The sequence below is a fragment of the Chryseobacterium sp. 27AL genome, from assembly GCF_057815395.1.
In genome coordinates this window covers 366,335-379,628 of sequence record NZ_JBYRIW010000002.1, presented here as the reverse complement: position 1 = coordinate 379,628, position 13,294 = coordinate 366,335, and the positions used below count along the sequence as shown (strand labels likewise).

The following is a 13,294-nucleotide window of genomic DNA, read 5'->3' as shown; positions in this document are numbered from 1 at the left end:
TATTTTTGTATCTCAAATTTAAAGAAAAAATGCATACTATACTTATAGAGCCAACTGAAAACCCGAAAGTGATGAAATTTGTTGCGGATTACAACCTCATCCCCGGGTCACTGGAGCTGGACAGAGATTCAGATATTTCCGAAATCCCTTTGGCACAGGAACTTTTTAATTATCCGTTTGTAGAAAGAATTTTTATTACGGCAAATTTTGTAGCGGTTGCAAAACAGGACACCATAGAATGGGAACATGTAGCGGAAAGCCTTAAAAATGTAATTGAAGACGAGCTTCTTGCCAACCCGAGAATTTATCTTCAGAAGAAAAAAGAGCTGTATCAGATTTATGCGGAAATGACCCCGAATCCTAATGTGATGAAATTCGTTTCCAATAAATTATTACTGGAAGGTTTTGTAGAAGTAAAATCAAGAGATGCCGCAGAAGGTGTTCCTTTGGCGCAGGCCGTTTTTAAAGAATTTGATTTTGCCAAAGAAGTTTTCATTTCTGATAATTTTGTTGCCGTAACAAGAGATAATTCCGTAGAATGGCACCAGGTGATGATGACCGTACGTGCACTGATTGCAGAATATCTTCAGAATGGTGGACAAATTTCGAATATTGAAGCGCAGAAACATGAAAATCCTGTAGAAAAGATCATCAACAGAGATTATACGGAAGACGAGCAGAAAATTTCAGATATCCTGAATGAATACGTTGCTCCTGCCGTAGAAAATGACGGTGGAAAAATTTCCCTCATGGAATACGACCAGGAAAATAAAACGGCAAAAATGCTTTTACAAGGCGCATGCTCAGGATGCCCGAGCTCTACCGCTACTTTAAAAAACGGAATTGAAAATATTTTAAAACAATTCGTTCCCGACTTGGTAGAACGTGTAGAAGCCGTGAACGGATAATCGATGAGATCATTCTTCCTTTTACTAATAAGCCTCAGTCTTTTTTCGTGTAAAAAAGAACCTCAGCTGAATGACGGAATCCATGACGATCTTGTTGAAATGAATGTTGCAAAAGACAGCATTCAGAAAATGGATACGATTCTGGGAAAGCTGAACAGGAAAAATATTACTTTTCTTGATTATTATTTCCATCATTATTATGAGCTTGATCAAGAGGTAAATGATAACATCAGAAAAGAAAAAGGAGAAGATTTTGTATATCAGGCAGATGAAGAATATCAGAAGCTCTTCACCGAAGAAATGAAACAAAGAAGCAAACAGGATTTAAAATCTTTTGGACTTTCCGAGGAAGAAGCTTATTTTGCACTTGAACTTTATATTTTGCGTCTGAAAAATAAATACGGTCCGACTATTGATGAAAGACTGAAAAATTTAAATAAATAATGAAGGGAATTTTATTGGTAAATTTAGGATCGCCAAGATCTACGGCAGTACAGGATGTGAAGGAATATCTCGATGAATTCCTGATGGATGAAAGGGTAATCGACTATAGATGGATCTTTCGTGCACTTCTTGTTCAGGGAATTATCTTGAAAACACGTCCGCCAAAATCTGCCGAAGCATACAAAACAGTGTGGACTGATGAAGGCTCACCGCTGATCGTTATCACAGAAAAAATCCAGAAAAAGCTACAGAAGCGGGTAGATGTTCCTGTAGAAATAGGAATGAGATATGCCGAGCCAAGCATTGAAACAGGGATCCGGAAACTGACGGACAAAGGCGTTACTGAAATCGTACTTTTCCCTCTTTATCCTCAATACGCCATGAGCACCACGGAAACGGTGATTGAAAAAGCAGAAGAAGTAAGAAAGCAGAAATTCCCGGGAATAAAAATCAATTATATACAACCCTTCTACAACCGCGATATCTATATCAACTGCCTGGCAGAAAGCATCCGCGAAAAACTTCCTGAGAATTTCGATGCCCTGCAGTTTTCTTATCATGGAGTTCCTGAAAGGCATATCTTTAAAACAGACCCTACAAAAACATGTAATCTTAACGACTGCTGTACCAGGGAAAATAATCCGAGCCATCAGTTCTGTTACCGCCATCAGTGTTATAAAACCACGGAGACAGTGATTGAAAAACTTAATTTACCAAAAGAGAAGGTAATCGTTTCTTTCCAGTCGAGACTTGGAAAGGACAAATGGATAGAGCCCTACACCGATGAAACCTTCGAAACCATTCCTAAAAAAGGAATTAAAAATCTTGCGGTGGTTTGTCCGGCTTTTGTTTCCGACTGCCTGGAGACACTGGAAGAAATTTCCGTGGAAGGTAAACATCAGTTTACGAGCGCCGGCGGAGAAAACTTCCATTACATTCCTTGCCTGAATGATGAAGATCGCTGGATCGATGTCGTTAAAACATTGTGTGAGGAAAAGCTCAATGAATTCTACTTAGTATAAATATATAACCTTCGGAAACGGAGGTTATTTTTTTTAAATACATATAAAAACATCTGAAGTTATGACGAAAACACCTATTATTTACAGTATTCCAGACTACATTTATAATCTATATTAGAAAACATTTATATCAAAGATCATTTCTTGTTCAGTTTTAATATTAAAAAAAATAAAAAAACATCATACCCCCCCCATAAAAAAATACACTTTAATGGTAAATAACATAAAATAATTACAAACACCCCCTAAAATTTTGATATATTATTTTGAAATTTAAATATTTTCGCTAACTTTACCCCATCAAAATGACATTTATAACTTAAAAAAGTAAAGATGATGAATGCAACTGCAGAAATTTTAAAAAATAAGATTGAGAAATTCAGTCCTGATGCTTTGGAAGCTTTTGCAAAAATGATGGAAAGCTTTGAAGAAAAGAACAATTCTGTTACATCGAAATTTTATCTGGATGAAATTTTGTACAGAATACAGTTTCATAATGAAAATCCTGCTACAAAACTGGATTTTTATGAAAACATTTCAGAGCTGAAAAAGTATTGCGCCTAATGAAAATTCTTCTTTCGTCTATTGCCAAAAACGACATAAGACTTCTTATGAGGGTTTTCTGCGCAGAACATAAGCAAAAAGGAATTGATTTTCTGGAAAGCCTTAAAGTGTGCATCAACACCATAGCACTAGATACGGAAAGACCAAGAGACATCAGCATTCGAATGATGGAAGACTTCCCTGTCAATATCCATTATATTTTTGAGAATGAAGAAACGCTTTTTGTAACGGCGATATTCAGAAGTTAAATAGATTTCCAGACTTTTATTATATATTAAACCTTGCGGATTATCTGTAAGGTTTTTTAATAAAAAAGAACTGTTTCCATAAAGTAGCACAGGTTCAAAATAAAAACGTGAGCACCCATTATCTAAAACGTCGATACCTTTTAAATAAAACGTCGAGAGGTTTTGACCGAAACGTCGAGAGATTTTCCTTAAAACGTCGAGAGGTTTTTCAACAACGAACACTATGATTGAAAATCAATATATTACATTTCCAATCATCACGACTCAAAGTCTAAACACTAAGACTCGAAAACACAATCTACCTGACCGGTGTTCTGAATTCACCATATCCCATTAACCCATCATAATTCCTTCCGAACGGAGCATAATATAAGAATGCCTGATAGAGATTCTCGGTCTGCCAGAAATTACCGTTAACTTCACCGAAATTGAGGCGTCCGTCAGGACTTTTTGTAGCCAGGATGTAGTTGTAAAATCCTTGTTTCAGGTAGATCCGGGCAATATATTTTTTGGTTTCGGCATCGTACTGCATCTGGTTTTCTTTACTTGGCTTAAAGTCATTGAAACCGCCCAATACATAGATTTCCTTATCCACAGGATCTGACTCTAATGAAAAATATACCCAGGAATAATCGGCTTCCCTTTCTGCATCCCTTTCTCTTCCCAGATCATTTCTTCTGTAATACCACGCTCCGTTTACGTCTGGCTGATATTGGTAATTATGCGGAAAAGCCCAAACCGGATGAAGATACGTATTATTAACGCCGTCTTTCACTTCAGTGGCGCGAACCATATCCGCCGCCATGTTCATATTCTTGTTGTCAAAATAGTAGAATTCATTGTTTCCGGGAAAGACAAGTGACAACTGCTGAAACATCAGCTGATTGCCCATCGTTGTGCTTGGCTTTAAATTATTTACCGTAACATTCGGATTATTATTCTGCATCACATTCAGGGTGATGGAATTGACATTGGAAGAAAGATCCCCACCCCCGGAAACAGCTTTTACTTCTACCCTTTGATTCGCATCAGGATTTCTGGCATCAGCAAACCTCGATACGCCTACGGCAAGTGTTGCAGCATTTTCTACCAGATAAAATCTTCTTTTAAATAAAGGCTTATCGGCAGAATCTTTATAAACGATAATTTCATAATTCCCGGAGATTTTAAGCCGCATTTTATCATTCGGGAAATTCAGTTTATAATGGGTGTAAGATTGAAGCGTGTTGAACGAATACTGAAAACTGTCCAGCAAGCCGTTTAAACTTCCTGTCGCATATTCTGTGAAAAACAAATTGTCATCTTCCCAGTTTCTGTTGTAATGCTTAATGGTATACCTGTAAATCTGGCTCGAATTGGTAAGGTCGTCGAAGCTTAACACCAACTGCTGATTCAAATAGATCACCGGAGTTTCATCGTTGGTCTGTGGATTAAACAGCTGGATGCTCTGGATATTCTGTCCAAAAACAAATCCGCTCAGTGTAAGTAAAAGTATTCGCAAGGTTTTCATTATGACGAAGATAAAGAAAAATCGTTTTAAACCATAACAGATGAGAATCTTTATTTCCTAAAATATCAAAGTTCTCAGCGTTGAAAATGTCTGATGCTATTTTTAAACTCAAACTTTTGTGCCTACATTTGTTTCTGTAAAAATAGACATCATATGCTACAGATTCAAGGTTTCGTATTCAATTTTGCGAGCGAAAACACCTATATTCTTTATAATGGAAATAAAAATGCCTGGCTGATCGATCCGGGAAACATGAGCGAACAGGAAACGAAAGTTATCAAAGACTTTATTGAAGAAAACCAGTTGAAAATCGAGAAAATTCTTTTAACCCACGCTCATATTGATCATGTTCTTGGGCTTCAGTGGGCTTCGGACACCTTTAAAGTTCCTGTTTACATGCACCAGGAAGATCAGGAGGTTTTAGACATGTTCCAGATCAGCGGCATGCGGTTCGGGATGAATCTTGAGCACATCCATGCGGACATCCGCTACATCAGTGAAAACGACGAACTGGATCTTGATGGGGAAAAATTCAAAATCTATCACGTGCCGGGGCACTCTCCGGGAAGCGTGGTGTACCATAACGAAGACCAGAAGTTTATGATTTCCGGGGATGTTCTTTTTGAGGGAAGCATCGGCAGAACCGATTTGTTTAAAGGGAATTACGAACAGCTGATCGAAGGTATAAAAACAAAACTGTTCATTCTTGATCCCGAAACAAAGGTTTTCTCAGGCCACGGAAATCCTACCACCATTGGATTTGAGAAAGAGTATAATCCATTTTTCAGGTAATAAACAATCAAATTCCGGACTGTCCTATCCGCAATGTCCAGACGCCATCAGTACTGTCTGTTCACTGCCATTCGGGCCGACCGGCCAGTACCACGGGTATAAGGTATAATTATTAGATAATGAACTCCGGTTTGGAAACATTTCTTCCGGAGTTTTTTTGTTGGGAGGAGCGTAAGTATTTGAGATTGGGAATACGAATAGCCTTGAAAGCCTTCATTTTTCCGGACAGAATATTTCCCTATAAAATCTTAAAAAATGTAGTCACACTTAGACTACTTTTTCTGTGACAAATGTAAACAAATTATCATTACTTCCAAATAATAATCTGTTGTTTTTTAATATGTTAATTAATTAGCTGCTTTAATTTCCCCTAAAAAATGACCAATCCAAAGGAAAAGAAACTGCTCTCAGTTTTACCTTAAAAAAAGAGAACCCTATTGATTGCTAAATCATTGGTTGTAAAAGTAGTCTAAGTGTGACTACTTTTTTATACACAATGATACTACGAATGATGACCCCTATACAGTTCCCTCTATCCCTGCGTTTTAGCGTAAGGCTGCTGTGCTTGCAGGTATTTTTCATTGTTGTTTTCATCAGTTCCCAGACTCCCTTTTCTTATTCCGACTCAACACTTTTTATCTCCGAAGATTCCTATTTGTATGTTGAATCACGGGTTGACATCTCCACTGAATCTTCTCTTTCAGGAAAAAATAATACGGTAAAACAGATTAATACAAGTCAACGTAAAGCTTTCTTAAAATTAAAATCATCCATCAGTAATCATATCAACCCATCAAGCCAGACTTACTTCACAGCTCCGAAGAGTTCCCTTTATATTGCAAACTCAGGCAACCCTTTATCAACAGCTGTTTTAGGAAATCCTTCTCCGGTAAAACAACATCATAAAATGACCGGCTCTGACTTTTGGATTATCCCACAAGTAATTGTTTCTGAAAAGAAACTTCCATACAATATTATTAACCATTTCAACCTCTTAAAAATTATCACCAACCACTTCAGTCGCCCTCCTCCCATACTTGCGATATTTTATCAAACACAAATGACACGAATTTAGTAAACACGAATAAGCACAAATCTCTACGCACGAATGACACAAATGCTTTAATGCAAAAGGATACTTTCCACTCCGTTTGTCATCCCGTAGGGATCTAAGCAAAGATTTTTACACAACATTTGTGAAATTAGTGTTCAAGCCATTAGTGCCATTCGTGTTTCGTCAATTCGAGTGTTTTTTCGTAACAAAGTGAAGAAAAAATGTATCGAGAATGAAATTGATTCTCCAACTCATAAACTTCTCGATATGATTTTTTCAAAATCTACTCGAAGTGACGATAGACTCAGCGGACTCTTTTAAGTAGAACGCCTTTGTGAAACTCAAAAGCATATCATAGATAAGAAACCTTAGTGCACTTTGTGTTCAAAACAATGTGATAGACAATGTCAGGCTAAGCCTGTCGAAGCCCAGTTCATTAGTCTTAAAGAATCAGCTTAGCGGACTCTTTTAAGTAGAACGCCTTTGTGAAACTTAAAAGCATATCATATTAAAGAATCTCTGCGCGCTTCGTGTTCACAATTAAAAATATAACAACAACCTAAATACAAAACAATGAAACATTTATTTACAACCGCCGCCGTGCTGTTCAGCATGACCGCATTCGCTCAGGTGGGGATTAATAATACTTCCCCAAAAGCAACCCTCGACATTACCGCCAAAACCAGCGGAACCAAACCCGAAGGACTCATCATCCCTCAATTATCCGGTGATAACATCCATACTGCAACAGCAGCAGGAGTATACGGATCAGCACAGAAAGGACTTATCATCTATGCAACCTCCGCTGACTCCTCTCCCACAAGTGCAACGGCTAATATTACCACGGCGGGATATTATTATTTCGATGGAACGAATTGGCAGAAAATTTCTACAGGAAATACGGTAAGCACTTCGCTTGCCAGCGGAAATATCTATGTAGGAAGTGCCTCAAATGTGGCTACAGCCGTAAGCCCAACAGGAGATGTCACCATTTCCAATACCGGAGCCACCACCATAGCAGCTAACGCCGTAACAACATCGAAAATTGCCAATAATGCAGTAACCGTAGCCAAGCTTCCTGCAGGAGCTACTGCGACAACCTTTTTACGGGGAGACGGAACATGGGTGACACCAACTGACACCAATACCACCTATACCGCCGGAACCGGACTCACCCTGACAGGCACTTCTTTTTCAGCGAATGATGCTACGACAATGACAAAAGGGATTATACAACTGGCAGGAGATTTAGCAGGACCTGTTGCTGCCCCTACCATTGCAAGCGGTGCAGTAACTTCTGCTAAAATAGCAGATGGTGCGGTAACAGCAGCCAAGCTTAACCAGATGTCCGCCACTTCAGGGCAGGTACTGGGTTGGAATGGAACAGCCTGGGCCCCTACTGCCAATGGAATAAGTACTACCCTTAACAACGGAAACATCTTAGTGGGGAACGCCTCAAATGTGGCCACAGCCGTAAGTCCGACAGGAGATGTTGCCATTTCCAATGCAGGAATAACTTCTATAGGCACAGGCAAAGTTACCACTACACATCTTGCCAATAATGCAGTAACCGTTGCCAAGCTTCCTGCAGGAGCTACTGCGACAACTTTCTTAAGAGGAGACGGAACATGGGTGACACCAACTGACACAAATACTACCTATACTGCCGGAACCGGACTCACCCTGACAGGCACTTCTTTTTCAGCGAATGATGCTACGACAATGACAAAAGGGATTATACAACTGTCAGGAGATTTAACAGGAACAGCAGCGTTGCCGACGGTGGCTAAAATACAGAACAAGGCAGTTTCTTCCACAGCGCCTACCAACGGTCAGGTATTGAAATACAATACCACCACAAGTGCCTGGGAGCCCGCTGCAGATATTGATACCAATACAACTTATACCGGTTCTGCCACTATTAACCTAAACGGAACCAGTTTTGAGAGAACTGCTCTATCAGGAGATGTAACAGCCTCTGCCAACAGCAATACCACCACTATAGCAGCAAACGCCGTAACTTCTGCTAAAATCGCTGACGGAACTATTGCCAATGGAGATTTAGATGCAGGAGTTGGAGGAATCTACAAAGGAAATGGGGCATTGTCTGGTAACACCACAGTAGCACAGGGTGGTAGTACGTTGGCTTTTACTTCTACTGCAACGAATGGAACCAGCCATTTTACGGTGGATGGAACTACATTAAATATAGATGCAGTGAATAATAGAGTGGGAATTGGAATATCAACACCTCAAAAACCTCTACACGTAAATGCAAATAATAGCCCCATAAGGTTTGAGAATTTACCTTCATTATCTACAGGAACTAATTCTACTGGATTAGTAGTTGACGCAAACGGAGATATTTACAAAAATAGTACTACATCTACGGAAGGGCAAATACTTAGAATAGGCTTAAATGAAGTTACTTACAATGCAGGTTCGGAATCATCACTTCGTTTTAGCTCACATAATAGTGCTGCAGAAATGGATATAGCTTCTAATGGAGCATCTAATTTTATTAACACTATTAATGGTTGTACTATAACTGAGAATGTAACATTAACTGCAGGGTATGGAGCGCCAAGTAGAACAACAGACCGCATAGCGTTACAGCCTGGGGTCTATAAAGTACAAGCAAGAGTATGGGGGAATTTTACAGCTGTGAATAGTGGAAATAATACTTTAATGATTAAAGCTATAGTAGGAAATAATGAATATTCACTTGTTAATTATTCCAGTACTAGCGGCTCATATGGAACTGGTTATTTTGATGATTATATTATAATTGATACCCCTCAGTCTATAGATTTTACAGTCTATCCAACAACCAATAATTTTTATGTAGCATCAAGAGCAACACCAGGCATAGGTCAATCATATAGAAGTCTGATAATGATACAAAGGTTACGTTAGAAATATTGTTTTGAATTTACAGTTACAGTGCTCAAGATAATCCCTCGCTGGCGAGATGCTTATGCCAGCAATCCGACAATAACTACATTAATGATTCTAATCCTCATAGGTTTCTAATACCTATGAGGGTTTACATAACAAGTTTAACAACCATTTAAAACAAACAACAATGGCAAAAATCTTACACAAAATCAAAGCGTATCTCTACGATAACACGCTAACCAAAGACAACCCCAATGATTTCATTGCCCGTACGGCAAGCGAGCGTTCCCTTTCTGTAAAGCATATATGTGAAGCCGCTGCCAGCCGTGGTGGTGCAGATGTTTCCGCTTCGGCAATGGAGCATGCGACCGAGCTCTTCCTTAAAGAAATGGCCTACCAGTTGTGTGACGGCTTTTCGGTAAACACGGGTTACTTTACGGCAAGCACCACCATTCGTGGGGTTTTCGATAGCCCTTCGGAGACTTTTAACAAAGACAAGCACAGTATTATTTTCCAGTTTAATCAGGGAGAAAAGTTACGGGCAGAAATCCCGAACATTGAAGTCAATATCTTAGGCGTAGCAGAAGCTTCTGCGGTGATCTTACAGGTAACGGATGTGAAGAGTGGTTCGGTGAATGATCTTTTGACTCCGGGCAGAAACCTGAAGATTGTAGGCAGCAAGATCAAAGTCGCTGGCGAAGATTCTTCGGTAGGGATCTATTTTGTAGAAACTGCAACACAGGGCAGAACCAAAGTAGAGCAAAGTGATATTGTCACGAATAATCCTTCGGAGGTTATGGTGGTAATTCCTGCATTGGCTGCGGGAACGTATCATCTGGAAGTGGTTACACAGTTTTCTAAGAACAGTGCTTTTCTAAAAGAAGCAAGAGTCGCTCTTTTAGATAAATTATTAACCGTTGAATAGGAAATCAATGGTGTCGCTCGTAAGTTACCTTGTCCCTCGTCCGAAGGAAGGTGTTTCCTTCGCTCGGAGGACAGTGTTTCCCTCGCTCGAGGGATGGTGTGTCCTCAGTACGTAAGTAATATTGTACTGTAGTAAGGCTTACCTCAGCGCAAGAACAAACCATCATTCCATCGTAAAGATGGGTATTTTCATCAGTGTGTTACTCCGGTTGGGATCTTTTCCCGGCCGGAGTTTTGGCTTCGGCTCCGCTCAGCCACCGTTGGGTTGGAGGGTTTGTTGAAGGACTGGTGGCTTCGAGTGACCTCAGCCACCATTGGGGTTGCAGTGTTTGATAGTGAAGTGAAAATTTTAGAGTATATGAGTATGGATATTCTACAGATCGACAAAAAGTAGTCGAATGCCGGTCAGCCACTGGACTACGTACAAAAAAACCGTCGAAATCTTCCGACGGTTTTCTGATTGTATGAAAAAGATTTATTAAAAATCCAACGTAATGGAAGCTCTTACCGCTGCACCCATAATTGGTCTGGCCATAATAATTCCGTCTCCTGAAGGAGATCCCGCTCTTGGATCACCTTCCGTAATACCAATGGTATTGAAAATATTCGTTCCATCAACTGCAAAACGGATTTTGCCTAACTGATACGAAGTTCCCGCTCCAAATTCTGAGAAAGAAGGCAAAGTCTGCTCATTTTTCTCATCCTGGAAACGTTTTCCATAATAATTCATGCTTACGTAGGCTCTCCATTCTTTTGTGATATTTACAGCAGGAGAAATATTAAAGTAGAATTTCGGCATTCTTCTCACCGTATTATCATCATAATTAAATGTTGATCCGTCTGCATTTCTTCCGATAAAATCTTTATATCTCGGATTTTGAATGGTTCCGTTGAAAGTCACCTCAAATATATTATTGAATAATCTTGCGTATCCTTCCAATTCTACTCCTAAGTTTGTGGTATTTGCAAATTTGTTTTCTGAAGTTCCGTCTGAATATACATCTGTAAACGAAAGATTTTTCAATGTAGAATAGAACGGAATTACCGCTACATCAAATGTTCTTGAATAATACTTATACCCAACTTCCAGCTGATTGGTGGTTACAGGTTTTACCACGGATAAATTATTCATATTGTTGTAATATGCTTCCTCATTCGGGGATCTGAACCCATTGGAAAAACGCGCATACACCGCATTTTCTTTATTGATTTTATAATTCAGTGCCGTTGTGAAAGACACCCTGTTTACATCAAAATTCCAATAGGTATATTTATTTCCCAAAACAGACATATTATCATCTGCCGTTGTCGTGTCAAAGCCATGTGTTCCGTCTGTAGTTAAGCCAGAATTATTTAAATTTCCGGTTGTGGTATTAACGCCATAACCTTTATAGAAATCCCGGCTGTAACGGATTCCTCCGTTGAAACTCAGATCATCCGTGATATTATAATCTAAATTCAGATAAAGATCATTCAGGCTTCCCTGAATCTGCGAATCCCTTAACAGGAATGACATATTGGTAACCCCGTTGTACGTTTTAGAGTAACCAAGACTGTTTGGCGTTAATGAAGTATCCACTAAATTTAATAATTCCGGTCTGTCTGAAGCTGTGGTTAAAATATTGCTCCAGTTCCAATATTGGTGAGACTTCCAGTTAGATTTGTAGAAACCTGCCGTTACATTTCCTTTATCAAATTTATAATTGAACTGCAAATCGTTTACAAAATTATTCATCTGCTTATCAATAGCCCAGAATCCTAATTGCTGAACGTAAGCCGGATTGACCACCGCTCCTGAGCTCACTAATGAATACTGGAAAGTATTTCCTGCAATCCCATTACTGTTGGCAAATGCTGCTGCCGTTTTAGCCCCGCCTGCCGGGAAAATTCCGGTATAATTCATATTGATATTGGTATATCTTGTCTTGTTTAAAACAGAGAAATTATTTCCAAGATCATATTTGAATTCCGCTCCTACGACATCCACTTTCGGATGAATTCCGTCTTCAAGATTTCTGTTAAAGAATCCTCCGCCGGCCTGCGGTATATTGAGCTGACTGATATTTCTGTAGCTGTACGTTCCGTAATTGGCATCAAAACCGGAAAACTCTTTCAGATCATTCCCATTCTGAACCAAAGGAATCGGAAGGAAGAATGTATTTCTGTCGTCCAGCTTTTTATAATAAACTTTAGCATATCCTTTATCAAAAACATATTTCAGATTCATTCTGATTTGTCCGCCCTGATTGGCTTTAAATCCTGTTTTCCTGATTCCGTCATCTGTTCGGTAAAAACCTCCGACGTTGAAGAATAATTTATCTTCCACCAAAGCTCCGCCAAGGTTCACATCCGTACGCATCAGCCCGTATGTGCTGGTTTCGAGTTTTGCTGTTCCCTTAAACTCATTCCCTCCTTCTTTGGTAATAAAGTTAATTAAACCACCCGGTGAATTGTTCGCAAAAATAGAACCTGAACCTCCTCTTAAAGCTTCCAGCCTGCTTACCGAATTATCGACACGGAAGAAATTATCTGCGTTGGCAAACTGTAAAGCGCCGTCTTCAAACACAGGAAGGCCGTCTTCCTGCACCTGTACAAATTCATAAGCCCCTGCGGAAGGAATCCCTCTTGCAAAAAGGTTATTCCCCACTTCGCCTCCTGAAGTTTCTACCGCAAAACCAGGCACTCTCTGCAGCAATGCAGCAGCACTGATCGGGTTTTGCTTTTGAATTTCTTTTGCGGTAAAAGTAGAAATCGCCGTACTTGATTCTATCTTTTTCTTCGGATTCGAGTTACCGGTAATCACGACCTGCTCTATAGATGCCGATCTTGTGGAATCCTGTGGAGTTTCCTGAGCATACGCATTATTGAAATACAGCGTTGCAACCCCGGCAAGTAAGAAAATCGATCTTTTTTTCATAGCCATATGATTT

General features: G+C 39.5%; 11 protein-coding genes. 9 read left to right on the top strand and 2 right to left on the bottom strand.

Annotated features, from left to right (window positions below):
- Positions 1-29: 29 nt before the first annotated feature.
- The 5 genes from AC3WV0_RS07205 (at position 30) to AC3WV0_RS07185 (ending at position 3,186) form a co-directional block, all read left to right on the top strand.
- Entirely contained in the window at positions 30-908 is an 879-nt protein-coding gene (locus AC3WV0_RS07205) for a NifU family protein (protein WP_089998154.1), read from the top strand.
- A 3-nt stretch (positions 909-911) separates the two neighbouring features.
- Positions 912-1,352, top strand: a complete 441-nt coding sequence (locus AC3WV0_RS07200) for a hypothetical protein (protein ID WP_488845254.1) — start codon at positions 912-914, stop codon at positions 1,350-1,352.
- Positions 1,352-2,374 (top strand): ferrochelatase, encoded by a 1,023-nt coding sequence (gene hemH, locus AC3WV0_RS07195; RefSeq protein ID WP_488845252.1) that lies wholly within the window; start codon positions 1,352-1,354, stop codon positions 2,372-2,374. Before AC3WV0_RS07200 ends, hemH begins: the two co-directional genes overlap by 1 nt.
- A 333-nt stretch (positions 2,375-2,707) precedes the next feature.
- Positions 2,708-2,938 (top strand): hypothetical protein, encoded by a 231-nt coding sequence (locus tag AC3WV0_RS07190; RefSeq protein ID WP_488845250.1) that lies wholly within the window; start codon positions 2,708-2,710, stop codon positions 2,936-2,938.
- The gene (locus AC3WV0_RS07185) at positions 2,938-3,186 is read left to right on the top strand and encodes a hypothetical protein (RefSeq protein WP_089998157.1); all 249 of its coding nucleotides are present in this window, start codon (positions 2,938-2,940) and stop codon (positions 3,184-3,186) included. The genes AC3WV0_RS07190 and AC3WV0_RS07185 overlap by 1 nt, the downstream gene beginning before the upstream one ends.
- Positions 3,187-3,484: 298 nt before the next feature.
- Here AC3WV0_RS07185 and AC3WV0_RS07180 read toward each other — a convergent pair whose 3' ends face one another.
- Positions 3,485-4,696, bottom strand: a complete 1,212-nt coding sequence (locus tag AC3WV0_RS07180) for a type IX secretion system plug protein (RefSeq protein WP_488845248.1) — start codon at positions 4,694-4,696, stop codon at positions 3,485-3,487.
- A 153-nt stretch (positions 4,697-4,849) separates the two neighbouring features.
- Between AC3WV0_RS07180 and AC3WV0_RS07175 the strand changes: the two genes are divergently transcribed.
- From AC3WV0_RS07175 to AC3WV0_RS07160, 4 genes are all read left to right on the top strand, one after another.
- A complete protein-coding gene (locus AC3WV0_RS07175) occupies positions 4,850-5,488 on the top strand; it encodes an MBL fold metallo-hydrolase (protein ID WP_488845246.1) in 639 nt (212 codons plus the stop codon).
- A gap of 508 nt (positions 5,489-5,996) precedes the next feature.
- Complete coding sequence (locus tag AC3WV0_RS07170; RefSeq protein ID WP_488845244.1) at positions 5,997-6,563, top strand: hypothetical protein; 567 nt, start codon at positions 5,997-5,999, stop codon at positions 6,561-6,563.
- A 552-nt stretch (positions 6,564-7,115) separates the two neighbouring features.
- On the top strand, positions 7,116-9,458 hold the full coding sequence (locus tag AC3WV0_RS07165; RefSeq protein WP_488845242.1) for a beta strand repeat-containing protein: 2,343 nt from the start codon (positions 7,116-7,118) through the stop codon (positions 9,456-9,458).
- A gap of 169 nt (positions 9,459-9,627) precedes the next feature.
- Positions 9,628-10,365, top strand: a complete 738-nt coding sequence (locus AC3WV0_RS07160; protein WP_488845240.1) for a DNA-binding domain-containing protein — start codon at positions 9,628-9,630, stop codon at positions 10,363-10,365.
- Between the two features lie 477 nt (positions 10,366-10,842).
- On the opposite strand, the gene AC3WV0_RS07155 is transcribed toward AC3WV0_RS07160, so the two are convergent.
- A complete protein-coding gene (locus AC3WV0_RS07155; protein ID WP_488845238.1) occupies positions 10,843-13,281 on the bottom strand; it encodes a TonB-dependent receptor in 2,439 nt (812 codons plus the stop codon).
- Between the last annotated feature and the right edge of the window lie 13 nt (positions 13,282-13,294).

Excerpts from the sequence above, each read along its gene's own strand:
- hemH (WP_488845252.1), top strand. The coding sequence starts at position 1,352 with ATGAAGGGAATTTTATTGGTAAATTTAGGATCGCCAAGATCTACGGCA.
- AC3WV0_RS07165 (WP_488845242.1), top strand. The coding sequence starts at position 7,116 with ATGAAACATTTATTTACAACCGCCGCCGTGCTGTTCAGCATGACCGCA.
- AC3WV0_RS07190 (WP_488845250.1), top strand. The coding sequence starts at position 2,708 with ATGATGAATGCAACTGCAGAAATTTTAAAAAATAAGATTGAGAAATTC.
- AC3WV0_RS07155 (WP_488845238.1), bottom strand. The coding sequence starts at position 13,281 with ATGAAAAAAAGATCGATTTTCTTACTTGCCGGGGTTGCAACGCTGTAT.
- AC3WV0_RS07170 (WP_488845244.1), top strand. The coding sequence starts at position 5,997 with ATGATGACCCCTATACAGTTCCCTCTATCCCTGCGTTTTAGCGTAAGG.
- AC3WV0_RS07185 (WP_089998157.1), top strand. The coding sequence starts at position 2,938 with ATGAAAATTCTTCTTTCGTCTATTGCCAAAAACGACATAAGACTTCTT.
- AC3WV0_RS07160 (WP_488845240.1), top strand. The coding sequence starts at position 9,628 with ATGGCAAAAATCTTACACAAAATCAAAGCGTATCTCTACGATAACACG.
- AC3WV0_RS07175 (WP_488845246.1), top strand. The coding sequence starts at position 4,850 with ATGCTACAGATTCAAGGTTTCGTATTCAATTTTGCGAGCGAAAACACC.
- AC3WV0_RS07200 (WP_488845254.1), top strand. The coding sequence starts at position 912 with ATGAGATCATTCTTCCTTTTACTAATAAGCCTCAGTCTTTTTTCGTGT.
- AC3WV0_RS07180 (WP_488845248.1), bottom strand. The coding sequence starts at position 4,696 with ATGAAAACCTTGCGAATACTTTTACTTACACTGAGCGGATTTGTTTTT.
- AC3WV0_RS07205 (WP_089998154.1), top strand. The coding sequence starts at position 30 with ATGCATACTATACTTATAGAGCCAACTGAAAACCCGAAAGTGATGAAA.